The 22,337-nt window shown below is 72.9% G+C and carries 22 protein-coding genes and 1 pseudogene; 15 read left to right on the top strand and 8 right to left on the bottom strand.

Annotation, left to right across the window (positions count from 1 at the left end):
• Nucleotides 1-18: 18 nt before the first annotated feature.
• Together ACIPSC_RS10155 and ACIPSC_RS10150 are read right to left on the bottom strand one after the other, a co-directional pair.
• The gene (locus ACIPSC_RS10155; RefSeq protein ID WP_400824600.1) at nucleotides 19-2,469 is read right to left on the bottom strand and encodes a protein kinase; all 2,451 of its coding nucleotides are present in this window, start codon (nucleotides 2,467-2,469) and stop codon (nucleotides 19-21) included.
• A gap of 34 nt (nucleotides 2,470-2,503) precedes the next feature.
• Complete coding sequence (locus ACIPSC_RS10150; protein WP_400824599.1) at nucleotides 2,504-2,971, bottom strand: FHA domain-containing protein; 468 nt, start codon at nucleotides 2,969-2,971, stop codon at nucleotides 2,504-2,506.
• Nucleotides 2,972-3,234: 263 nt separating this feature from the next.
• Between ACIPSC_RS10150 and ACIPSC_RS10145 the strand changes: the two genes are divergently transcribed.
• A complete protein-coding gene (locus ACIPSC_RS10145) occupies nucleotides 3,235-3,894 on the top strand; it encodes a trimeric intracellular cation channel family protein (RefSeq protein ID WP_400824598.1) in 660 nt (219 codons plus the stop codon).
• Here ACIPSC_RS10145 and ACIPSC_RS10140 read toward each other — a convergent pair.
• Nucleotides 3,830-4,591, bottom strand: a complete 762-nt coding sequence (locus ACIPSC_RS10140; RefSeq protein ID WP_400824597.1) for an IclR family transcriptional regulator — start codon at nucleotides 4,589-4,591, stop codon at nucleotides 3,830-3,832. The two genes, ACIPSC_RS10145 and ACIPSC_RS10140, sit on opposite strands and share 65 nt — an antisense overlap.
• A 354-nt stretch (nucleotides 4,592-4,945) precedes the next feature.
• Here ACIPSC_RS10140 and ACIPSC_RS10135 point away from each other — a divergent pair, with 354 nt between their 5' ends.
• Both ACIPSC_RS10135 and mnmA read left to right on the top strand, forming a co-directional pair.
• The gene (locus ACIPSC_RS10135; protein WP_400824596.1) at nucleotides 4,946-6,133 is read left to right on the top strand and encodes a cysteine desulfurase family protein; all 1,188 of its coding nucleotides are present in this window, start codon (nucleotides 4,946-4,948) and stop codon (nucleotides 6,131-6,133) included.
• 44 nt (nucleotides 6,134-6,177) lie between these two features.
• Entirely contained in the window at nucleotides 6,178-7,314 is a 1,137-nt protein-coding gene (mnmA, locus tag ACIPSC_RS10130) for a tRNA 2-thiouridine(34) synthase MnmA (protein WP_400824595.1), read from the top strand.
• Here mnmA and ACIPSC_RS10125 read toward each other — a convergent pair.
• The 4 genes from ACIPSC_RS10125 to ACIPSC_RS10110 form a co-directional block, all read right to left on the bottom strand.
• Complete coding sequence (locus ACIPSC_RS10125; protein WP_400824593.1) at nucleotides 7,304-8,455, bottom strand: methyltransferase domain-containing protein; 1,152 nt, start codon at nucleotides 8,453-8,455, stop codon at nucleotides 7,304-7,306. The genes mnmA and ACIPSC_RS10125 overlap by 11 nt on opposite strands.
• A complete protein-coding gene (locus ACIPSC_RS10120; protein ID WP_400824592.1) occupies nucleotides 8,452-8,586 on the bottom strand; it encodes a hypothetical protein in 135 nt (44 codons plus the stop codon). The genes ACIPSC_RS10125 and ACIPSC_RS10120 overlap by 4 nt, the downstream gene beginning before the upstream one ends.
• Nucleotides 8,587-8,742: 156 nt before the next feature.
• Nucleotides 8,743-8,886, bottom strand: coding sequence for a hypothetical protein (locus ACIPSC_RS10115; protein WP_400824591.1), 144 nt, complete (start codon nucleotides 8,884-8,886; stop codon nucleotides 8,743-8,745).
• The gene (locus ACIPSC_RS10110; protein WP_400824590.1) at nucleotides 8,883-9,353 is read right to left on the bottom strand and encodes an ATP-binding protein; all 471 of its coding nucleotides are present in this window, start codon (nucleotides 9,351-9,353) and stop codon (nucleotides 8,883-8,885) included. Before ACIPSC_RS10110 ends, ACIPSC_RS10115 begins: the two co-directional genes overlap by 4 nt.
• Nucleotides 9,354-9,531: 178 nt before the next feature.
• Between ACIPSC_RS10110 and ACIPSC_RS10105 the strand changes: the two genes are divergently transcribed.
• From ACIPSC_RS10105 to ACIPSC_RS10090, 4 genes are read left to right on the top strand one after another with little or no spacing between them, the layout of a single operon-like run.
• On the top strand, nucleotides 9,532-10,806 hold the full coding sequence (locus ACIPSC_RS10105; RefSeq protein WP_400824589.1) for a helix-turn-helix domain-containing protein: 1,275 nt from the start codon (nucleotides 9,532-9,534) through the stop codon (nucleotides 10,804-10,806).
• A complete protein-coding gene (locus tag ACIPSC_RS10100) occupies nucleotides 10,803-11,339 on the top strand; it encodes a flavoprotein (protein WP_400824588.1) in 537 nt (178 codons plus the stop codon). Before ACIPSC_RS10105 ends, ACIPSC_RS10100 begins: the two co-directional genes overlap by 4 nt.
• Before the next feature lie 17 nt (nucleotides 11,340-11,356).
• Nucleotides 11,357-11,821: an NUDIX hydrolase gene (locus ACIPSC_RS10095; protein ID WP_400824587.1), complete on the top strand. Its 465-nt coding sequence runs from the start codon at nucleotides 11,357-11,359 to the stop codon at nucleotides 11,819-11,821.
• 43 nt (nucleotides 11,822-11,864) lie between these two features.
• A complete protein-coding gene (locus ACIPSC_RS10090; RefSeq protein ID WP_400824586.1) occupies nucleotides 11,865-12,428 on the top strand; it encodes a Uma2 family endonuclease in 564 nt (187 codons plus the stop codon).
• 7 nt (nucleotides 12,429-12,435) lie between these two features.
• Here the strand turns inward: ACIPSC_RS10090 and ACIPSC_RS10085 are convergent, their stop codons facing one another.
• On the bottom strand, nucleotides 12,436-12,750 hold the full coding sequence (locus ACIPSC_RS10085; protein WP_400824585.1) for a hypothetical protein: 315 nt from the start codon (nucleotides 12,748-12,750) through the stop codon (nucleotides 12,436-12,438).
• Between the two features lie 204 nt (nucleotides 12,751-12,954).
• Between ACIPSC_RS10085 and ACIPSC_RS10080 the strand changes: the two genes are divergently transcribed.
• The 8 genes and pseudogenes from ACIPSC_RS10080 to ACIPSC_RS10045 all read left to right on the top strand — a co-directional run bounded on the left by ACIPSC_RS10080 (nucleotide 12,955) and on the right by ACIPSC_RS10045 (nucleotide 22,288).
• A complete protein-coding gene (locus ACIPSC_RS10080) occupies nucleotides 12,955-13,479 on the top strand; it encodes a TIGR00730 family Rossman fold protein (protein ID WP_400824584.1) in 525 nt (174 codons plus the stop codon).
• Nucleotides 13,480-13,491: 12 nt separating this feature from the next.
• Entirely contained in the window at nucleotides 13,492-14,181 is a 690-nt protein-coding gene (locus ACIPSC_RS10075; protein WP_400824583.1) for an SDR family oxidoreductase, read from the top strand.
• A 91-nt stretch (nucleotides 14,182-14,272) separates the two neighbouring features.
• Complete coding sequence (locus tag ACIPSC_RS10070; RefSeq protein ID WP_400824582.1) at nucleotides 14,273-15,301, top strand: methionine synthase; 1,029 nt, start codon at nucleotides 14,273-14,275, stop codon at nucleotides 15,299-15,301.
• A 24-nt stretch (nucleotides 15,302-15,325) separates the two neighbouring features.
• Entirely contained in the window at nucleotides 15,326-17,716 is a 2,391-nt protein-coding gene (gene ligA, locus ACIPSC_RS10065) for an NAD-dependent DNA ligase LigA (RefSeq protein WP_400824962.1), read from the top strand.
• Between the two features lie 372 nt (nucleotides 17,717-18,088).
• Nucleotides 18,089-19,657: pseudogene (locus ACIPSC_RS10060) on the top strand (putative bifunctional diguanylate cyclase/phosphodiesterase); the annotation flags it as partial.
• 599 nt (nucleotides 19,658-20,256) lie between these two features.
• Nucleotides 20,257-20,553 (top strand): Asp-tRNA(Asn)/Glu-tRNA(Gln) amidotransferase subunit GatC, encoded by a 297-nt coding sequence (gatC, locus tag ACIPSC_RS10055; protein WP_035845952.1) that lies wholly within the window; start codon nucleotides 20,257-20,259, stop codon nucleotides 20,551-20,553.
• A gap of 5 nt (nucleotides 20,554-20,558) precedes the next feature.
• Nucleotides 20,559-22,052 carry an Asp-tRNA(Asn)/Glu-tRNA(Gln) amidotransferase subunit GatA gene (gene gatA / locus ACIPSC_RS10050; protein ID WP_400824581.1) on the top strand — a complete coding sequence of 498 codons (1,494 nt, stop codon included), beginning with the start codon at nucleotides 20,559-20,561 and terminating at the stop codon, nucleotides 22,050-22,052.
• Entirely contained in the window at nucleotides 22,049-22,288 is a 240-nt protein-coding gene (locus ACIPSC_RS10045; protein WP_400824580.1) for a hypothetical protein, read from the top strand. Before gatA ends, ACIPSC_RS10045 begins: the two co-directional genes overlap by 4 nt.
• Nucleotides 22,289-22,337: the final 49 nt, after the last annotated feature.

Genomic DNA, 22,337 nt, shown 5'->3' with positions numbered 1-22,337 from the left:
GCGCCCTGCCGCGGGGGCCTACCCCCGGCGGCCGGTGTTCGAGCGGCGGGTGGCCGCGGGCTCGGCGAGCTTGTTCAATGCGGCCTTGTGGGCGGCCGCCCGGGCCTGGTGGTCGCTGTCCCAGAGCCGGGTGGACCAGGCCGCGGCGACGAAGCAGAAGAGCGCCCCCGCCATGGCGAGCAGCCACAGGATCCGCCAGCCGAAGTCCGCGAAGAAGTCGTCGAGCGGCCCGGGCTCGCGGTAGGCGAGGGAGCCGACGGCCACCAGCGCCAGACCCGGTACCGTCCAGAGCCAGGACCAGCCGTTGCCACCGGTCTCCTCGGCCCGCCACCGCTCGGCCGACAGGAACGGGGGCCGGTACGCGCCGCCCAGCTTCCAGATCGTGCCGGCGCGCAGGAGGAGGCAGAGGCCGGACGCCCAGCCGATGCCGGTCGCGAGGTGCCAGCCGAGGTTCGGGTTGTCGAAGAGCTGCGGTACAGCCAGCAGTGCCAGCAGCACGCCCGGCCCGGCCCAGCACGCCACCCAGCCGGCCGCCCGCGCCAGCGCGGCCGCCCGCGAGCGGAACGAGAGCCGCTGCTCCTCCTCGGCCTGCCACTCCTTGACCAGCGTCGACCGCCGGGCCTTGCGGGCCTTCCGAGCGGCGTCCTGCGCCTGCTTCTCGGCCTGCGCCTTCTCCCGCGCCCGCACCGCGGCCTGCTCCTGCGCCTGCTTCTGGGCGGTGGTCCGCGCCCGCGCCCCGGCGGCAGCGGCAGCGGCCGTGCCGTGCACCAGCTGGACCAGTTCGGAGATGCCCGGCGCCGCCTTGCGGGCGGCGGCCAGCACGCCGCGGTACTGCGGGTACTGGTCCGCCTCCGGCGGGACGACCCGGCGCCGGAGCCTGGTCAGCGCCCGCTCCGCCGGCTGCCCGAGGGCCGCAAGCAGCACCAGGTGCCGGATCTCGGGGTCGGGGCCGCCGTTCCCGGCCGCGCCCTCCCAGCCGCTCGCCGCACCCGCGAAGCCCGTCTCCCAGGCCCGGGCGAGCACCTGTCGGCGCTGGGCGACACCGCGCAGCTCGCGCAGATCGGGGAACTCGGCGAGCGCGTCGAGGACGCCGGGCCGGGAGACATCGACCAGGAGCTCGGAGCTCTCCCACTTCCTGCCGTTGACGACGCTCAGGCACTCGCCGATCAGTGCCTCGGTGGTGACCGCGCGGCCGCGCAGGGCGGGCGGCGTCGTCGGGTCGAGCCAGCGGAGCAGGTAGATCACCTTCACGTCGGGGGTGTGGTCGACGGTCAGCTGCTGGTCGATGAGCCGGATCCGGCCCTCGACGTCGTCCACGTCCGGGTCGTCGAACTGGCGTAGCCACTGCCGCAGCGTGGACCAGCCCTCGCCGGGGGACTCGGGCGTGCCCATCCGGGCGAAGAAGGTCCGCCCGGCCTGCGTCTGGTGCTCGCGCACGGCGCGCGCGAGACCGGCCCGGTCGGTGTGCCGCCGGCCGGCGAAGGGCAGCGCCCTCAGCGGGCCGGCGGTGCCGGCCGGCCCGCCCCGGACCACGTGGGCCGCGATGCCGCCCCGGACGGCCTCGGGCGCGGCTGCCGGCGCCGGGGCCGGCGGGGGCGTCGGCCCGTCGTCCACCACGCGGGTCGTGGCGAGGCCCGACCGGCTCCCCGGCCGGGGCGCGGGCCGCTCGCCGTTCAGCCAGGCCAGCACCTCCGGGCCGCGCCAGCGTCGCTCCGGATCCCGCTGGAGCAGGCCCGCGCAGAGCTCGCGCAGCTCGGCGGGGACGTGTGAGACGTCCTGGTCGCGGTGGCGCAGCGCGGCGATGACCTGGGCGGAGTCCTGGCCGGCGTACGGGGTGGCGCCGGTGGCGAGCTGCCGGACGATCATGCCGAGCGACCACCAGTCGGAGGGCTCGCCGTACCGCCCGTCCAGTGCCTCCGGCGGGGCGTAGGCGAGGGTCATCGAGGTGGTCGCGCGGGCCCGCGTGGCGTCGGCGGCGCGGCTGATGCCGAAGTCGGCGATGACCACGTCCCGCACGCCGGTGCGGACCAGCAGGTTGTCCGGCTTGAGGTCGCGGTGGACGATGCGGGCGGCGTGCAGGCAGTTGATGCCGCCGGTGAGCCGGTTCACGAAGGTGCGCAGGAGGGCGGTGCGCAGCGGCGAGCCGTCCCAGAACCGCTGCAGCGAGCCGTGCGGGAAGTACGGGAACACCTCGAAGTCGCGCCCGGCGGCGGTGGTGCCCCGGTCGAGCACCGGGATCACCGCGGGGTGCCGCAGGTGGTCGAGCCGGCGCCAGACGGCCCGGTCGGCGGAGTTGCCGGGCAGGTAGTGCTTGACCACGACCTGCTCGCCGCCGGCCTCCCGGGCCAGGACGAGCTCCGCCTCGGCGCCGCCCCGGTCGAGGCGGTGGACGGCGGTGAGGCGGTGGGTGAGTTCGGCGGGCAGCCGGACCCCGTCGGGTCGGTGCTGCTCGGTGCCCCTGGTCGGCATCGGTGTTCCCCCCTTCGGCCCGGCAGGCCGGGGTTCAGTCGGACGCGTCGTGATCGACGATGCGGAGCTCGGCGCGGATGGCCATGGCGAGGCGCAGCCGGTCGCCGGAGCGGACCGGGGACGGCGTCCGGGGAGAGAGCCGCACCCCGTTGACGTAGGTGTGGTTGGTGGAGCCGAGGTCCGTCACCCAGGCGCTGCCGTCGGTGCGCAGCGCGACCAGCAGGTGGCGGTGGGAGACGGTGCCGTCGGTCAGCAGGTGGGCGTAGGGGGAGGTGGCCGGGTCCCGGCCGAGCTCGACCTCCTGGCCGGCGGCGAGCTCGACGGTGCCGGCGTCGAAGACGATCTCCAGGCGGTGCGCGATCCGGGCCCGGCGGGTGGCGAGGAGCGTCCTCGGCGGCCGGCCGAGGGCGAGCGGGGTGAGGCACGTCCGGCAGACCAGCTGGTCGGGAACGGCCGGCGCGGTGCCGCAGCCACACGGCTCGTGCGCTGCTGCTCCTGCCACTCGCGGCCCCCGTCCACGCCTGTGTCCGACTGCCCGGATCATACCCGAGGGCGGCCTGACGTGGGCTCAAGTCCGCACGGGTGCGCGATGGTTGGCGATCTTGGTGGCGTGGTGGGGGCGGGCCGTGGCGGCGCCCGGGCCGTGGCCGGTCGGCCGCCGGTCTGCTCCCGGCCGACGCCCGGTCCGCTCCCCGCCGGTGCCCGGCCTGCGGCGGCCCGGGGCCCGGTGCAGTACAAGCCGGACAAGCGGTACATAGTTGTGCGGTGAGCTCGCAGATCTTCCCGTCCGATGTCCAGCAGTCCCTCGACCTGGTCGGCATCTTCGTCTTCGCCCTCTCCGGGGGCCTCCTCGCCGTCCGCAAGAACATGGACATCTTCGGGATCTGTGTGCTCGCGGAGGTCACCGCGCTGGGCGGTGGCGTGATGCGCGACCTCGTGATCGGGGCCACCCCGGTGGCGGCCTTCACCAACCTCGGGTACTTCCTCACCCCGCTGGTGGCCGGCCTGGTGGTCTTCTTCCTGCACCCCGAGGTCGAGCGGATCAACCGCGCCGTGCAGACCCTGGACGCGCTCGGCCTCGGCCTGTTCTGCGTCACCGGGACGGTCAAGGCGCACGACTACGGCCTCGGCGCCGTGGCGGCGATGGCGCTCGGCATGGTGACGGCGGCCGGCGGCGGCGTGATGCGCGACGTGCTGGCCGGCGAGATCCCCTCGCTGCTCCGCTGGGACCGGGAGATCTACGCCGTGCCCGCCCTGGTCGGCTCGGCCCTGGTGGTGGTGCTGATCGGCCTCGACCGGCTGACCGCCTTCACCGGCACGGCCGCCGCGCTGACCGCGTTCGTGCTCCGGGTGCTCGCCCTCAAGTACGGCTGGCGCGCTCCGCGGGCGTGGCACCGCAACGGTTCTCGCACCAGCGAGGAGTAGGCGAGCCGCCGTAGGCGAGGGAGATCGCCTCGGCGGTGCAGAGCAGTTCGGGCAGCATCCGGAACAGCTCGACCGGCGCCACCCGGTCGGTCGGGGCGCTCACCGCGCAGGCGGCGATCGGCCGTCCGGCACTGCCGGCCACCGGCGCGGCCACGCAGGCCACCGCCTCCCGGTGCTCGGCCGACTCCGCCGCCCAGCCCTGGCGGCGGACCCTGGCCAGATCGGCGGGCAGCTCGTCCTCGGGCGTGCCGTCCTCGGGCAGGCCGGCCAGCAGCACCCGGCCGATCGCGGTGCCGGACGCCGGGGCCCGGCGCCCGATCCGGGACGGCCGGGCGGCGGTGCCGGGCCCGGACCGGCGGCCGGCCAGCTCGTCCAGGTAGAGCACCTCGCCGTCCTGCAGCACCGCCAGCTGGACGGTCAGGCCGGAGCGCCGGTTCAGCGCGGACAGGTGGGGCGCGGCGATCTGCCGGATGTCGGTCTCCTCCAGCGCGCGGTGCGCGAGCGAGAGGAGCCGGCCGCCGAGCCGGTAACGCCGGTCGGACTGGCGGTGGACGAAGCCGTGCTCCTCCAGCGTGCGGAGCAGGCGCAGGGCGGTGGACTTGTGGACGCCGATGCTGGTGGCGGCCTGTTCGAGGGTCACCGGGCCGTCGCCGAGGGAGCCGAGCAGGGTGAGGGCGCGGTCGACCGACTGCGGCATTCCGTTCCCCTCCTCCTCCTGTCCCGGCCGTGGCTGCTCCGGCCCGTGCGGCGTGACGCGGCTCCGGTGGTGCCCGGTGCCGGATGCGTTCGGCAGCTCCGGCCAGTTCGGCTCGTCCCGCCCGTCCGGCCGATCACGAGCGGCCGTCAGGCTAACCGCCGGCCCCGGCGGCGGCGCAAACCGCCCCCGGACGCCGGCGTCCGCCCAACGGCGCTGCACCGGTGGGGTGTCGGGGAGGACGGCGGGGTGCGCGTGGGGCCGGGGTGGCGCCGGTGACGGCCGGTTCGTTCGCCCGGCCCCCGGATGCGGCGCCGGCCCGAGGGTGGTCCGGCGGCCCTCTACAATCGGATGGTTATGCCATACCTGGACCATGCGGCGACCACGCCGATGCTGCCCGAGGCGATCGCCGCGATGACGGCGCACCTGGGGGTTGTCGGCAACGCCTCCTCCCTGCACGCGGCCGGCCGGCGGGCCCGCCGCGTGGTCGAGGAGGCCCGTGAGTCGCTGGCCGAGTCGCTGGGCGCCCGCCCGAGCGAGATCGTCCTGACCGGTGGCGGCACCGAGTCGGACAACCTGGCCGTGAAGGGCCTGTACTGGGCCCGGCGGGCTGCCGATCCGGCCCGGACCAGGGTTCTCAGCAGCCCGGTCGAGCACCACGCGGTGCTGGACGCGGTGCACTGGCTCTCCGAGCACGAGGGCGCCACGGTCGAGTACCTGCCGGTCGACGGCCTCGGCCGGGTCCACCCGGCGGCGCTGCGCGAGGCGATCGAGCGGGACCCGGCGTCGGTCGCGCTGGTCACCGTGATGTGGGCCAACAACGAGGTCGGCACCGTCCAGCCGGTCACCGAACTGGCCGCCGTCGCCGCCGAGTTCGGCATCCCGATGCACGCCGATGCGGTCCAGGCGCTCGGTCAGGTGCCGGTCTCCTTCGCCGAGTCGGGGCTCACCGCGCTGACCGTCACCGGCCACAAGATCGGTGGCCCGTTCGGCATCGGCGCGCTGCTGCTGTCGCGCGGGGCCGCGCCCGTTCCGCTGCTGCACGGCGGCGGCCAGGAGCGCGACGTCCGCTCGGGCACGCTGGACGCCCCGGCGTCCGCCGGCTTCGCGGCCGCGGCGGCGCTGGCCGTCGAGCGGCGGGCGGAGCACGCGGCGGTGCTCGGCGGGCTGCGGGACGAACTGGTGGCCGCGGTGCTGGCCGCCGTCCCGGACGCGGTGCTCAACGGCGACCCGGCGGCCGAGGGCCGGCTGCCCGCCAACGCGCACTTCTCCTTCCCCGGATGCGAGGGCGACGCGCTGCTGATGCTGCTCGACGCCCAGGGCATCGAGTGCTCCACCGGCTCGGCCTGCTCGGCCGGGGTGCCGCAGCCCAGCCACGTCCTGCTGGCGATGGGCGTCGATCCGGTGCTGGCCCGTGCCTCGCTGCGGTTCTCGCTCGGCCACACCTCCACCCGCGACGACGTCGAGGCGCTGGCCGCGGCGATCGCCCCGGCCGTCCAGCGGGCCCGCAACGCCGGTCTGGCGGCGGCCGCGCGCGCCCGGTAATCCCGGCGGGGCGGCCGCGCCGAGCACGTACTCTTGGAGGCATCATGACTGACTTCCCCGGTGCCCCGACCGCCCCGTCCACAGGCCGCCTGCGTGTGCTCGCCGCGATGTCCGGCGGGGTGGACTCCGCCGTCGCCGCCGCCCGCGCGGTCGAAGCCGGGCACGAGGTCACCGGCGTGCACTTGGCGCTGTCGGCCAACCCGCAGTCCTTCCGCACCGGCGCCCGCGGCTGCTGCACCATCGAGGACTCCCGCGACGCCCGCCGGGCCGCCGACGTGATCGGCATCCCGTTCTACGTCTGGGACCTCGCCGAGCGGTTCCGCGAGGACGTCATCGACGACTTCGTCGCCGAGTACGCGGCCGGCCGCACGCCCAACCCGTGCCTGCGCTGCAACGAGAAGATCAAGTTCGCCGCCCTGCTGGACAAGGCGATCGCGCTCGGCTTCGACGCCGTCTGCACCGGCCACTACGCCCGGATCGTCGACCTGCCCTCCGGGGAGCGGCAGCTGCACCGCGCCGCGGACGCCGCCAAGGACCAGTCCTACGTGCTCGGCGTGCTCGACGCCGACCAGCTGGCCCACTCGCTCTTCCCGCTCGGCGACACCACCAAGGACGTCATCCGCGAGGAGGCCGAGCGCCGGGGCCTGGCGGTCGCGAAGAAGCCGGACAGCCACGACATCTGCTTCATCGCGGACGGCGACACCCAGGGCTTCCTGGCCAAGCACCTCGGCTCCGCGACCGGGGACATCCTCGACGTGGACGGCACCAAGCTCGGCGAGCACGACGGCGCGTACGGCTTCACCATCGGCCAGCGCAAGGGCCTGCGGATCGGCCGCCCGGCGGCCGACGGCAAGCCGCGCTACGTGCTCGACATCTCGCCGGTGAACAACACCGTCACGGTCGGGCCGGTCGAGGGCCTGGACGTGACCGCGCTGACCGCGATCCGCCCCCGCTGGTGCGGCACCGAGCCGCTCGCCGACGGCCGCTACACGGCGCAGCTGCGCGCCCACGGTGGCGAGGTGCCGGTGGAGGCCTCGGTCGTCGACGGCGAGCTGCACGTCCGGCTGGACACCCCGGCCCGCGGCATCGCCGCCGGCCAGGCCGTGGTCCTCTACGACGGCACCCGCGTGGTCGGCTCCGCCACCATCGCGACGACGGAGCGGCCCGCCGTCAAGGCCTGAACGTCTGGCGGGGGTGGTCCAGCCAGGCCGATTGGGCCTCCGCGGTGACCGTCAGCCCGAAGCGCTCGGGGCCCGGCCTGCCGCGCTCCTCCCACCACCGGTAGGAGGCCTCCACCTCGTCCCAGAGCCGGCGCGGGCCGTACTGCCAGGCGGTGAACTGCCCGTCGGAGCGGTCGACGGCCGCCCAGGAGCGGGCGTCCGTCGTCGCGACCCAGAGCCGTTCCTCGTCGTCCTCCCAGGCGGTCCACACGTCGGGCAGTCGGAGCCCGAGGGCGAAGCGGGCCTCCCACGCGTCGCCCGTGATCCTCCACGGCGACAGTGCCGTTCGGGACTCTTCCGGGAGGTGTTCGTCACGTACGACATCCCGGAAGATCCGCAGGTCCTGTCGCTGGTTGCGCATGAGCATGAACGCCGAGTGCGGGCTGAACCGGCCCTGGGAGCGACCGCGCTCGACGGTGAGCTTCAGCAGCCCCCAGCAGATCATGGGGCTGTCCCAGGGGGTGACGATCACGCCCCCGGGCCGCGTCTGGTGGATCCAGGGCCACGGCACGCGCCGGACCGCGCACGTGGAGATGATCCGGTCGTACGGTTGGCGGCGACTCCACCCCAGGGCGCCGTCCCCGCAGAGCACGTCCACGTCCAGGCCTGCCGCGTTCAGGGAGGCCCAGGCCTGTCTGGCGACCTCGGGATCGATCTCCACCGAGGCGACCTGTCCGGCGCCGAGCCGGTGTGCCAGCAGTGCCGCGTTCCAGCCGGTACCGGTGCCGATCTCCAGCACGTTCATCCCGGGCCGGACGTCGAGGTCGTGGAGCATCCGGACGACGACCGAGGGAGCCGAGGCGGAGGAGGACGGCCAGGCATCGGTCTCGCCGGGTTCCCGGCCATCGTTGACCTGCGTGACGAGCGGCAGGTCCGAGTACGCCGTGTCGAACCACCGCTGGTGATCGGTTCGGAGGTCGCACGGCGTGTAGCCGCCGTGGCCGTCCTCCAGCCAGATCCGCTCGGGGAGGAAGCGGTGGCGCGGGACGTCCTTGATCGCTTCCTTCCACTCGCGGGGGACCGGGCCGCCAAGCGCTTCGCCGACGGCCCGGAGCAGGCCGCGGGTGGCGGCCTGCTCCGGTCGATGCGCGGGGTTCGTCACTTCTTGCCGTCTTCCTTCTTGTGCTTGGGCTCGGGCGCCGGCCGCGCGCCGTCGGGGGACGGCTTGTGCGTGCCGGGGTCCTTCTTGCCTCCGTGCTTGCCGCCGCTGTTCTTGTCGGTTCCCCAGGCCATGGGCCCTCCAGGTGGTTCGTCGTCGGTTGTCGGGTGGTGGTGTGGTGTGCGGCTACCGGTCCGGCGGCCGGGGCGTGGGAGGGCTGGACGGCTTGGGCCGGGCCGGCTTCGGTTCGGATTTGGGCATGGCTGTGCTCCTGTCGGGTCGGAGGGGGCTCAGCGGGCGCGGTTGATCAGCACCAGAGCCGCGACGACGACGTGCAGTCCGGCCGCAGCGGACACCCCGTAGGCCACCCAGACCCGGACGGAGACCGGCGAATCGTCGGAACCGGGCCTGCGGTACGGCGGCTGAGGGTTCATCGGGAGGTTGGCTCGGGGACGGTGAGGTCGGCGTGCACGATCTTCCCGAGAGGCAGCGGAGTGACACCCCATCGCCCGCGCGTGAGCCTGTGGACCATCGCCAGGCCTCGGCCGGAGGTGTGGCCGGGGCCGGTCTCTACCATCACGGGCATCGAACGGGAGCCGTCACCGACGAGGATGCGGATGACCCGGTCGCTCGGGCGCCGGACGGCAACGAGCATGCGGGTCTGGCAGCCGGTCCTGACGGAGTTGGTGGCCAGCTCGCTGACGATCACCGAGGCGTCGTCCATCAGGTCGTCCAGCCCCCACTCCCGCAGCTTCGCCCCGACGAAGCGCCGCGCAGCAGCGACGGACTCGGGCCGGTACGGCAGGCAGATCGTCGCCGGTGCGGCGACCGCGCGGACTGCTACGTCCTGGTTCCGTTGGGGCGGGGCGCTGCGGCTCGCAATGTCCGACAGGAGGATCATCAGCGCTTCTCCTTAGCGACCGGGGTTCGCCTGCTGACGAATAGACAACTGCATGTCGATGCGCTGACGCCGGGCTGCAGGCCCAAGGCGCATGATTCATGCAGATCACGCATCACAGCTTGTCCTGGTGTCGTTACGCTCGGCATATCGGGTGTGATCGGTGCTAGCAGGAGAAGCCATGTCAGGGACGGCCGAGGGACATTCCGAATCACTCTCGCCCGGCGAAGTGATTCGCCGGGCGAGAGTGCTCAGTGGCCGATCTCAAGCCGATGTGGCTTCCGAGCTGGGCTACCACCAGTCGAAGATCAGCCGTCTGGAGAGTGGCAAAGGGACGCATGATGTGGGTGTCCTGCGTGCTGTCGCAGCCGTGCTCGACATTCCCCTGGTGAACCTTGGCCTCGCGGCCTCGATCAGTACGCACAGTAGGGCGGACGACATGCACCGTCGCAGCTTCCTGGCCGCGAGCGTCGTTGCGCTCGCGGCTCCGGCAGGCGATCCGCGAGTGGGGATGGAGCTCGTTAGGGAGCTGCTACCCGGACCGGTACGCTCCGATGACTCACCGCAGTCACCGGCTGCGCTTGCGGTCCGGCTGGCCCAGGCCCGTAAGCATTTCTACTCCTGCCGGTACGCTGAACTCGAAGCCACTCTGCCGCGGTTGATCGCCGACCTTCGCCAAGCTCAACATGCGGCGCGAGGCGACGACCAGTCCCTGTCGGGCATGCTTGCGACTGCCTACCAGACCGCTGTGAGTCTGCTGCTCAAGCTTGGCGATCAGGGGAACGCCTGGCTCGCGGTCGGTCGAGCAATGACCGAGGCCGAGCGGAGCGGTGATCCGGTGGTGATGGCCTCCAGCGTCCGTGTCCAGGCGCACGTTCTCGCCCGCGATCGGCACGCCGCGCCCGCCATCGGTCTCATCCGTCATACGGCGGACCAACTCGCAGGTGGCTATGACCTGAGATCGCCCCAGTACCTTGCCGCGTTCGGCCTTCTGCTGCTCCGTGGTGTGACGGCAGCGAGTGCGGGCGGCGACCGCGGGACAGCTGCGGAACTCCTCGCCGAAGCCCGGGAGGTCGCGCGCTATGTCGACCTCGAAGGCCCGGACTCCTGGGCGAACTTCAGCCAGACCAATGTCGCGCTCCACGCAGTCAGCTCCTCCGTGGTTCTTGGCGACGCAGGCGTTGCGTTGGAGGCAGCCCAGCCTCTGATGCGCCGCCGCATCCCCGTCCCGGAACGTCGGGCCGCGCTCTGGGTGGACGCTGCGCGCGCCTACAGCCAACAAGGGAGGCTGGCCGAAGGGTACCGAGCGCTCAGGATCGCGGAGAGCTGCGCGTCAGAGGACATTCGCCGACGTCCGAGCGTGCTGGAGCTGGTCGGCGACATGGCCGTTCGTGACCGGCGCGGTACTGTCCCGGAACTACGCAGTTTCTGCCAGGAGTTGGGAGTCGAGGTTTGACCGAGCACCGCGATCCGTTCCTCTACGTCGTCGTCTGCGCCTCGGGCATCGCCGACGGTGTGGGCGAGTTGATCTCCGCCGCGCATGCCGAGGGCTGGAAGGTCGGTGTGATCGCCACTCCCAGCGCCCTGGACTTCATAGATCAGGAAGTCATCGAGGCCCAGACCGGCTACCCGATCCGCTCGGCCTGGCGCACACCGAGCAGCCCGCAGCCGCTGCCCCCTGCCGATGCCATCGCAGTTGCCCCTGCCACGTTCAACAGTGTCAACAAGTGGGCCGCAGGAATCTCCGACACACTCGCGCTCGGCATCCTCTGCGAGTCATACGGACTCGGCATCCCCGTGGCCGTCCAGCCGTACGTCAATTCCGCGCAAGCCGCCCATCCGGCCTACGCGGAGAGCCTGGGCCGCCTCCGATCGATGGGCGTTCTGATCGGCGACTACGTGCCTCACAAGCCCAAGTCCGGTGGCGGCCGGGACAAATACAGCTGGACGAGCGTTCTCGACCTGCTCCGCCCCGGGGTCGACCTTTGACCGAGCACCATGACCTCATGGATGCCAAGGCCGCGAATTCGTTGCCGCTCCACTCGGTCTCCGTAGCGGGTGTGGTGGTACGCGCGGACGGGCGCGTGCTGGCGATCCGGCGAACGGACGACGGCACCTGGGAGCCTCCGGGTGGGGTCCTGGAGCTCGCGGAGGCGCCGGAGGACGGGGTCCGGCGTGAGGTGTTCGAGGAGACCGGGATCAAGGTTCGTGTGGAGCGGCTGACCGGGGTCTACAAGAACGTGGCGCGAGGCATTGTCGCGCTGGTGTTCCGCTGTCGCCCCGAAGGAGGCGTCGAACAGCTCTCGGACGAGTCGATCGATGTCGACTGGCTCACACCGGCCGAGGTGTCGGAGTGCATGGCCGAGGTCTACGCCGTGCGGGTGCTGGATGCCCTTCGGAAGGACGACACCGCGCCGAGCATCCGCACCCACGACGGTCGCCACGTGCTTGGCCGGCAGCCGCCGGGATGAGTAACTGTTGACGATGTCCGAGGCACCCTCCGGAGAGGACGGCATGACCTTCTACGAGCAACACCGTGACTTCGTCGAGGAGCTGGAGCGGATCGCTCCGGAAGGCGTCCGGATCGAGTGGTCCGGAGACACGCTGATCATGCAGGCGTCGCCGTCGAACATCCATCAGCTCAACGTGGCGCAGGTGCGCAGGCAGTTCGAGCGGCACGCTCCTGACGGCTATCTCCCCAGCGAACGGAGCGAGATCGTCAGCCCGGATGTCTCCAAGGGGCGCGAGCCGGACCTGACCTACCTTCCCGTGGACGTCCTCTCCCGGCCGGGCAACAAGGCACCTGCTGCGGAAGCCCTGATCGCCGTGGAGATCGTCTCGCCGTCGAATCCGGGCAACGACTGGATGGACAAGCTGCACGACTACGCCGTGATGCGCATCCCGCTGTACCTGATCGTGGACCCGCGCCAGCAGACGGTGACGCTGTTCTCCGAGCCGAACCACGACCGGTACCACACCCGCAGCGACCGGAAGTTCGGCGACGCGATCGGCATCCCGGAGCCTTTCGGCTTCACGTTGGGACTGTCGGAGCTCGTCCCGTACAAGGACTGCGAGTGAGCACCCGCTACGGGTCGAGGCGGATGGAGTGGACCGGGCCGAGGTCGGCGGCGACCCAGCTGCCGGCGGGGACGGTGGCGCCGGTGCAGTCGCCGCCGTCGAAGCGGTGGCAGAGCGTCGCGCCGGCGCCGCCGTGCCGGTTGTTGACCACCCAGTGCCAGCCGTAGTGGTCGGACAGGTTGTGGGCGCCGGACGACCAGTAGGTGTCGGTCAGCGTGCTGCTGCCGGCGGGCTGGTCCCGGGCGTAGATGCAGACGGCGCCGGACGGGCAGCCGTAGAGGTCGGCGGCGTGGGCGCGGTCGGTCCCCGGCAGCAAGGTCATCAGGGTCCCCTTCGCGGGTGCGTGCGCGGCGAACCGTCGTTCACCAGCCACGTGGATGGCGTGAATAGCATGGCGTGGATATGACAACTACCACGCCTGTGACGCCACCGGGTAGTGGGCGAACCACTCCTGGGGCGGGGGTGCACCGCTGGGGCGGAAAAGGCCGTGAGCGGGAACCGGACACGTGATAGACCGACTACCACTATGAACATCACTGTCTTCTGCTCCGCGTACTCCCTCGACGACCGCTACACCGCCCCCGCCGCCGAGTTCGCCCGGCTCCTCGGCGAGGGCGGGCACACCCTGGTGTGGGGCGGCTCCAACGCCGGACTGATGGGCCTGCTCGCCGACGGGGTGAAGGCGGCCGGCGGCCGGCTGGTCGGCGTGCAGGTCGAACTGCTCAAGCACAAGGGCTACGAGGGCGCCGACGAGTTCGTCGTCACCCGCGACCTGGCCGAGCGGAAGGCGCAGCTGCTGATGCGCGCCGACGCCGTGGTCGTCCTGGTCGGCGGCCTCGGCACCCTCGACGAGGTCACCGAGGTGCTGGAGCTGAAGAAGCACGCGCTGCACGAGAAGCCGGTGGTCGTCCTGGACACCGAGGGCTTCTACGCCGGCCTGCGGACCCAGCTGGAGCGGATGGACACCGAGGGCTTCCTGCCCCGCCCGCTCGGCGAGCTGATCACCTTCGCCGACACCCCCGCCGAGGTCTTCGAGCAGCTCAAGGCCTGAGAGGATCGACGCATGGCTGCACATCTGATCACCGGCGCCGGCTCCGGCATCGGCGCCGTCCTGGCCGAGCGCCTCGCCGAGCGCGGGGACGACCTCTGGCTGCTGGCCCGCGACGCCCGCCGGGCCGCGGAACTGCGCGAGCGCTTCCCCGGGGCGAAGACCCTGGTCGGCGACCTCGCCGACCCGGCCAAGCTCTCCTGGGCCTTCGGCCACCAGACGCTGCCCGTCGAGCTGGACTCGCTGCTGCACGTCGCCGGCGTGGTCGAGCTGGGCCAGGTCGGCGAGCTGCCGGTCAAGGCCTGGCAGCAGACCCTGAACGTCAACCTGGTCGCCCCCGCGGAGCTGACCCGGCTGATGCTGCCCTCGCTGCGGCTGGCCCGGGGCCACGTGGTCTTCGTCAACTCCGGCGCCGGGCTCAACGCCCACGCCGAGTGGTCGGCGTACGCGGCCAGCAAGCACGGGCTGAAGGCGCTCGCCGACTCGCTGCGCCTGGAGGAGTCCGCCGCCGGCATCCGGGTCACCTCCGTCTACCCGGGCCGCACCGCCACCCCGATGCAGGTCAAGGTGCACCAGCAGGAGGGCAGGGAGTACGACGCCGAGCGCTGGATCGCGCCCGAGTCGGTGGCCAGGGCCGTGATCGCGGCGCTGGAGACCTCCCGCGACGCGCACGTCACCGAGATCACCGTCCGCCCGGGGAACTGACCCGGCCCTCCCGGCGCAACCCGGCCGGGGGTGCCCGGAGTGGGAGGTCGGCCGGTCCGACTTCCCACTCCCGCGCACTAGGCTCGGACGGGTGAGCAACGGACACCCCTTCCCCGATCTGCACGGCGCCGCCACCGGCGTCGGCTCGCTGCCCGGCACCGACGCGCGGGAGGCCGCGAAGACCTCCACCGGAGCCCTGGAGCACCTGCCGTTCCTCCCCGAGCTGCCCGCCCGCGGGCCGGGGGCGGACATGATCGGGCGCAGCGCCGGCCTGCTGGTCGAGCTGTTCGCGCAGACCGAGCCCAGCGGCTGGCGCTTCACCGACCGCCCCGGCCGCGACACCCGGCGCGCCCACTCCTGGCTCGGCGAGGACCTCGACGCGCTGGAGGAGTTCACCCAGGGCTACCAGGGGGCGCTGAAGGTCCAGGCCGTCGGCCCGTGGACGCTGGCCGCCTCGATCGAGCTCAAGCACGGCGAGAAGGCGCTCGCCGACCCCGGCGCCTGCCGCGACATCGCCGGCTCGCTCGCCGAGGGCCTGCGCCGCCACCTCGCCGACGTCCGCAAGCGGATCCCCGGCGCCGAGGTGGTGCTCCAGCTCGACGAGCCCTCGCTGCCCGCCGTGCTGGCCGGCTCGGTGAAGACCGCCAGCGGCTTCCAGAGGCTGCGCGCGGTCGACCGGCAGATCGCCGAGGAGAACCTGCGCGAACTGATCCGCGGCCTCGACGCACCGGTGGTGGTGCACAGCTGCGCGCCGCAGGTGCCGATCCCGCTGCTGCGCCGGGCCGGGGTCGCCGCGATCTCGCTCGACTTCTCGCTGTTGACGGAGCGTGAGGACGACGACCTCGGCGAGGCGGTCGAGGGCGGCACCGCGATCCTCGCCGGGGTGGTCCCGGCCACCGACCAGGCCGCCGCTCAATCAAAGGCGGTGTCGGACCCTGCCGGTAGTGTCCAGGGTGTCAGGACGTTGTGGCGCAGGCTCGGGTTCGCCCCGGAGCTGCTGGGCCGCCGCGTGCTGGTGACGCCCGCCTGCGGGCTGGCCGGGGCCTCCCCGTCCTACGCGCGCCAGGCACTGTCACTCAGCGTGCGGGCGGCGCAGAGCCTGGTGGACAACCCGGAATGAGACGTTAACGGAGGGCTTGCGGTGGTGGCTGTCGAGGGCTGGGAGGACGTCCCGGCGGAGGTGCGCAGGCGGCACGCCGAGCTGGCGGCCGAGATCGAGGACCACCGCGCCCGCTACTACGAGCAGGACGCCCCGATCGTCAGCGACGCCGAGTTCGACGCGCTGATGCGCGAGTTGGAGGGGCTGGAGGACGAGCACCCGGCGCTGCGCACGCCGGACTCGCCGAGCCGGAAGGTCGGCGGCGCGGTCGTCACCGACCTCTTCGCCGCGGTCGAGCACCGCGAGCGGCTGCTCAGCCTGGACAACGCGATGGACGACGACGAGCTCGCCGCCTGGGCCGAGCGGGTCGCCACCGAGCTGGCCGGCATCGAGTACCACTACCTCTGCGAGCTCAAGGTGGACGGCCTGGCCGTCAACCTCACCTACGAGAACGGGACGTTGGTGCAGGCCGCGACCCGCGGCGACGGCCGGGTCGGCGAGGACATCACGGCCAACGTCCGCACCATCAAGGAGATCCCGCACCAGCTCAAGGGGGAGAACATCCCCGAGCTGGTCGAGATCCGCGGCGAGGTCTACTTCCCGACCGACGCCTTCGAGGCGCTCAACGCCTCGTTCTCGGAGGAGAACGAGCGCCGCCGGCAGGAGAACGAGGAGCGCGCCGAGGAGGGCAAGCGGCCCCGGGCGATGATCCGGCTGTTCATGAACCCGCGCAACGCCGCCGCCGGCTCGCTGCGGCAGAAGGACCCGCACATCACCGCGTCCCGTCCGCTGCACATGGTCGTGCACGGCATCGGCGCCCGGGTCGGCTTCGACATCGACAACCAGTCGCACGCCTACCGGCTGCTGCACGAGTGGGGGCTGCCGACCGCACGGCACAACAAGGTGGTGGGCACGCTCGACGAGGTCCGCGCCTTCATCAAGCAGTTCGGCGAGCAGCGCCACTCGGTCGAGCACGAGATCGACGGCGTCGTGGTCAAGGTGGACGAGATCGCCCTCCAGGGCCGGCTCGGCTCCACCTCCAAGTCCCCGCGCTGGGCGATCGCCTGGAAGTACCCGCCGGAGGAGGTCACCGGCAAGCTGGCCGCGATCAAGGTCGGCATCGGCCGCACCGGCCGGGCCACCCCGTACGCGGTGCTGGCCGAGCCGGTGAAGGTGGCCGGCTCGATGGTCCAGTACGCGACGCTGCACAACCAGCAGATCGTCAAGGCCAAGGACGTGCTGCTCGGTGACACCGTGGTGCTGCGCAAGGCCGGCGACGTCATCCCGGAGATCCTCGGCCCGGTCTACGACCTGCGGGACGGCACCGAGCAGGAGTTCGTGATGCCCTCGCACTGCCACGAGTGCGGGGCCGAGCTGCGCCCGATGGCCGAGGGCGACATCGACCTGCGGTGCCCGAACGCCCAGTTCTGCCCGGCCCAGATCCGCGAGCGGATCGCCTTCCTGGGCGGCCGCTCGGCGCTGGACATCGAGGGCCTCGGCTACGTCGCGGCCACCGCGCTGACCCAGCCGCTGGAGCCGGCCGAGGCGCCCGTGCGGAACGAGGGCGACATCTTCGGACTGACCGTGGAGCAGTTGTTGCCGATCAGGGTGCTGCTGCGCGACCCGAAGACCGGCATGCCCAAGCTCGACGACGAGACCGGCGAGGAGAAGGAGGTGTTCTTCTTCGCGACCACCGCGGGTGCGCCGAAGAAGAACACCGGCCTGATGCTCGACAACATCGAACAGGCCAAGGAACGCCCGCTCTGGCGCTTCCTCAATGGCTTGTCCATCCGCCACGTCGGTCCGGTCGCCGCCCAGGACCTGGCCCGGGAGTTCCGCGACCTGGACGCGATCTTCGCGGCCACCGAGGAGCGACTGGCCGCGACCGAGGGCGTCGGCCCGGGTACCGCGCGCTCGATCATCGAGTGGTACCAGGTGGACTGGCACCGCGAGATCCTGGAGAAGTGGCGCGCCGCCGGCGTCCGCTTCACCGAGGAGGCGGGCGACGAGGAGCAGGGCGAGCGCCCGCTGGAGGGGCTGACCGTGGTGGTCACCGGGACGCTCGCCGGGCACACCCGGGACGGCGCCAAGGAGGCGCTGACCTCGCGCGGGGCCAAGGTCACCGGCTCGGTGTCGAAGAAGACCCACTTCGTGGTGGCCGGTGACAACCCCGGCTCCAAGTACGACAAGGCCGTCCAGCTCGGGCTGCCGGTCCTGGACGACGCGGGCTTCGCCGTGCTGCTGGAGCAGGGTGCGGCGGCGGCCCGGGTGCACCTGGGCCTCCCGCCGGAGCCCGAGGAGGCAGCGCCGGCCAGGAAGGCGCCCGCGAAGAAGGCCGCCCGCAAGGCCTCCGAGCAGCCCGTCGAGGACGCGGCCGGGGAGGCCGCCGCCGACGCCCCCGCGGAGACCGCCGCCGAGGCCACCGCGGAGGGCTGACCCGCGCGCGGAGCCGTCGAATCCGTCTTGTTATCGTCCTGATGCAACGTCATCCGGTGCCGCACAGTGGGAGCGGGCATGGTGTCACTGTGCGGCACCCGGACGCGGTGGCGCGTTTCCGGTTGTCCGAAAGTCTGCCCGCCGGGTGGACCCCGGAATACCCTGGAGCGCAACAGAGTGTCAGCAGGGGTGGGGGCACCGGCTGAGCCGGTCTCCGCGGGGTCACTCATGCCCGGCAGCTGCCGGCACCGGCACGGTGCCTCACCGTAAGGCGGCCTGACGGGGCGGGCCCGACGGAGGACAGGGCTTATGGATCGTACGACCGGCGGCGCGCCCACACGCCCGCCGCAGGGGGTGGCAGGTGCGGTCCTGCTGCTCGGCGTACTGCTGGCCGGCGCCGCACCGCTCATCCCGCTGGCCGTCCTGGTGTACCGGTACGAGCCCGAGCTGCTTCCGCTGTTCGCGGTGCCGCTGGCGGTGCTGGTCGCCGCCTGGCGGATCGCCCGCGACCGCGCCCGGGACCAGCTCACCGACGCTCTGACCGACCTGCCCAACCGCCAGGCGCTGCTGCTGGCCGCCCAGGAGGCGATCGCCGAGCACGAGCAGGGCTACAGCGTGGGCCTGATCCTGCTCGACCTGGACCGGTTCCGGTCGCTCAACGACACCCTCGGGCACACCGCCGGGGACCGGCTGCTGGTGCACATCGCCCGCCGGCTGCACCGGGCGCTGCGCTCGGGCGGCCCGGCCGGCAGCGCCACCCGCGAGTCGATCGACGACGTCTTCGCCGGGCTGCCCCGGCACTACCGGGGCGGGCGGCCGCTGGTGGCCCGGATGGGCGGCGACGAGTTCGCCGTCCTGCTGCCCGGCGTCGGCTGCCCGGGCACCCTGGAGCGGGTCGCCAAGGCGCTGATCGCCGAGCTGGCCGCACCGATCCGGCTGGACGGGCTGCTGCTCGTCCTGGAGGCGAGCGCCGGGGTCTGCATCTATCCGCAGCACGCCCAGGACGCCGAGTCGCTGCTGCGCCGCGCCGACGTCGCGATGGGCCACGCCCAGCGCGGCCGGACCTCGGTCGAGTGCTACGACGAGGCCCAGGACGCCGACACGCCGTACCGGATAGGGCTGCTCGGGGACCTCCGGCGGGCGCTGGAGACCGGCGAGGTGCAACTGCACTACCAGCCGAAGGTGGCCTTCGACGGCCGGGTGGTCGGGCTGGAGGCGCTGCTGCGCTGGGAGCGGCCCGGCCAGGGCAAGGTCTCGCCCGACGAGTTCGTCGGGCTGGCCGAGTCCAGCGGGCTGATGCCCCGGCTGACCGACTACGTGCTGGAGGCGGCCGTCGGCCAGCTCGCCCACTGGCGGGAGCAGGGCCTCCAGGTGCAGGTCGCGGTGAACGTCTCGCCGCGGGACGTGCTCAACCCCGGCTTCGCCCAGCGGGTCGCCGGCCACCTCGTCCGCCACCAGGTGCCGGCCCACGCGCTGCAGCTGGAGATCACCGAGCGGCTGCTGCTGGACGACTCCCGGCGGGCCGCCGACACCCTGGCCGAGCTGCGCGGCTACGGCGTCGGGATGTCCCTGGACGACTTCGGCACCGGGCACTCCTCGCTGGTGCGGCTGCGCAGCCTGCCGGTCGGCGAGCTGAAGATCGACCGCTCCTTCGTCTCCCGGATGGTCGCCGACGACCACGACGCGGCGGTGGTCCGCTGCTCGGTGGAGCTGGCGCACTCGCTGGGCCTGACCGTGGTCGCCGAGGGCGTCGAGGACGACGAGACCTGGGAGCAGTTGCAGGGGCTGGGGGTGGACGCCGTCCAGGGCTGGCTGGTGTCGGCGGCGCTGCCGGCCGAGCAGGCCACGGCCTGGCTGCGGGTGCACCGCACCGGCGCCCCGCCGGTGGAGCGGATGGCCGCGGCGACGCTGCCGCCGGCCGCGCAGCCGGTGCTCCCGCCGTCCCTTCAGGCGCCGCTCCCGGCACAGCTGCCGCCGCTGCAGCCGTTGCCGCCGCTGCCGCAGCCCGTCCCGGCGCCGGTCGCCTCGTCCGCCCAGCCGGTCGCGTCCTCCTTCCCGGCGTCCTCGTTCCCGAAGCCCCCGGTACCGGCGGCGCCCGTTCCGGCGGCGTCCGTGGCGGCGGCCTCCGTCCCCGCAGCCGCCCAGGCCTCCGCGCTCCACTCCTCCCCGTTCCAGGCGTCCGTCCCGGCGGCCGTGCCGACGTCCTTACCGGCGGCCGCCACGCCGTCCGTCCCGCAGGCGCGACCGCCGGTGCTGCCGTCGGTGCTGCCGCCGGTGGTCCAGGCGGTGCAGGCCGCGCAGCTGGAGATCCAGGCCCCGGCCACCCCGAACTGGGCTCCCACCGGGCCGCAGTAGCGCCCGCCGGGGCCGGGGTGACCGGACCCGCCCGTTACTCGTTGGCCGGTGGCCGGGCCGTGCCCCATAGGATGGGGGCCACAGACCAAGAGGACGGGAGCGCCGAGCCGGCTGCTCCTGCCCGGGCCCGGTGCCGCCTCACGGCACCGCCGGGCCTCACCAGAACTCACCCTGAGGATCGCTGCATGCCTGGCATCACGCGCGAGGAGGTCGCCCACCTCGCTCGGCTGTCGCGTCTTGAGTTGCAGGCCGAAGAGCTGGACCACTTCGCCGAGCAGCTCGACGTGATCATCGGCGCGGTCGCCCGCGTTTCCGAGGTCGCCGGACAGGACGTCCCGCCGACCTCCCACCCGCTGCCGCTGACCAACGTCATGCGCGCGGACGAGGTGCGGCCGTCGCTCACCCCGGAGCAGGCCCTGGCCGGTGCCCCGGCCGCCGAGGAGCAGCGTTTCCGCGTTCCCCAGATCCTCGGGGAGGACTGACCGAGATGACCGAGCTGATCCGTTACACCGCCGCCGAGACCGCGGGTGCCATCGCCAAGGGCGAGGTCTCCGCCGTCGAGGTCGCCCAGGCCCACCTGGACCGCATCGAGGCCGTCGACAAGAAGGTCAACGCCTTCCTGCACGTCGACACCGAGGGTGCGCTGAAGGCGGCCAAGGCCGTCGACGAGAAGCGCGCCCGCGGCGAGGAGCTGGGCCCGCTGGCCGGCGTCCCGCTCGCGCTCAAGGACGTCTTCACCACCAAGGACGTGCCGACGACCTGCGGCTCCAAGATCCTCGAAGGCTGGATCCCGCCGTACGACGCCACCCTGACCTCGCGTCTCAAGGACGCCGGCGTGGTCATCCTCGGCAAGACCAACATGGACGAGTTCGCGATGGGCTCCTCCACCGAGAACTCCGCCTTCGGCACCACCGGCAACCCGTGGGACCTCTCCCGCATCCCCGGTGGCTCCGGCGGTGGCTCGGCCGCCGCGCTGGCCGCCTTCGAGGCCCCGCTGGCGATCGGCACCGACACCGGCGGCTCGATCCGCCAGCCCGGCGCCGTCACCGGCACCGTCGGCGTGAAGCCGACCTACGGTTCGGTCTCCCGCTACGGCCTGGTCGCCTTCTCCAGCAGCCTGGACCAGGGCGGCCCGTGTGCGCGGACCGTGCTGGACGCGGCGCTGCTGCACGAGGCCATCGCCGGCCACGACCCGCTGGACTCCACCTCGATCGACGCGCCGGTCCCGGCCGTGGTCGAGGCCGCGAAGATGCGCGACATCCGCGGCATGCGGATCGGTGTCGTCAAGGAGTTCGCCGGCGAGGGCTACCAGGCCGGCGTGATGCAGCGGTTCCACGAGTCCGTGGAGCTGCTGCGCGAGCTGGGCGCCGAGGTCGTCGAGGTCTCCTGCCCGTCGTTCACCCTGGCGCTGCCCGCGTACTACCTGATCGCGCCCAGCGAGGCCTCGTCCAACCTGGCCCGCTTCGACGCGATGCGCTACGGCCTGCGGGTCGGCGACGACGGCACCCGCTCGGCCGAGGACGTCACCGCGCTGACCCGTGAGGCCGGCTTCGGCCCCGAGGTGAAGCGCCGCATCATCCTCGGCACCTACGCCCTCTCCTCGGGCTACTACGACGCCTACTACGGCTCGGCCCAGAAGGTGCGCACGCTCATCTCGCGCGACTTCGACGCCGCCTTCGCCGGTGTGGACGTGCTGGTCTCCCCGACCACCCCGACCACCGCCTTCCCGATCGGCGAGCGCGCCGACGACCCGATGGCGATGTACCTGGCCGACCTCTGCACGATTCCGTCGAACCTCGCGGGCAACGCGGCCATGTCGCTGCCCTGCGGGCTGGCCCCGGAGGACAATCTCCCGGTCGGCCTGCAGATCATCGCACCCGCGATGGCGGACGACCGCCTGTACCGCGTGGGCGGCGCCGTCGAGGCCGCACTCAACGACAAGTGGGGGCACCCCCTGCTGGAGGAGGCACCGGCACTGTGAGCAAGATCGAGAAGGCCAAGGGGTTCAAGCACTCCAAGCCCGGCCTCTGGCTGTCCATCGGCACCAGCGCATTCGGTGCGATCTCGGTGGTCAAGGACGTCCGGAAGGCCCGCGAGGAGAGCGACACCCTCAAGCTGGTCAACGCCCTGGTCGGCGCCGCGGCCCTGCTCACCGGCACCGCCCTGCTGGTGCGCGAGCTGCGCCGCCTCGGCGACGACGACGTGCTGCTGGGCTGAGCAAGCCCTCGGCCCGGCCCGCACCCACCGTGCGCGGCCGGGCCCGTAC

Source organism: Kitasatospora sp. NPDC090091 (genome assembly GCF_044747365.1).
Classification (GTDB): Bacteria; Actinomycetota; Actinomycetes; order Streptomycetales; family Streptomycetaceae; genus Kitasatospora.
This window is presented reverse-complemented; position numbering and strand designations above follow the sequence as displayed.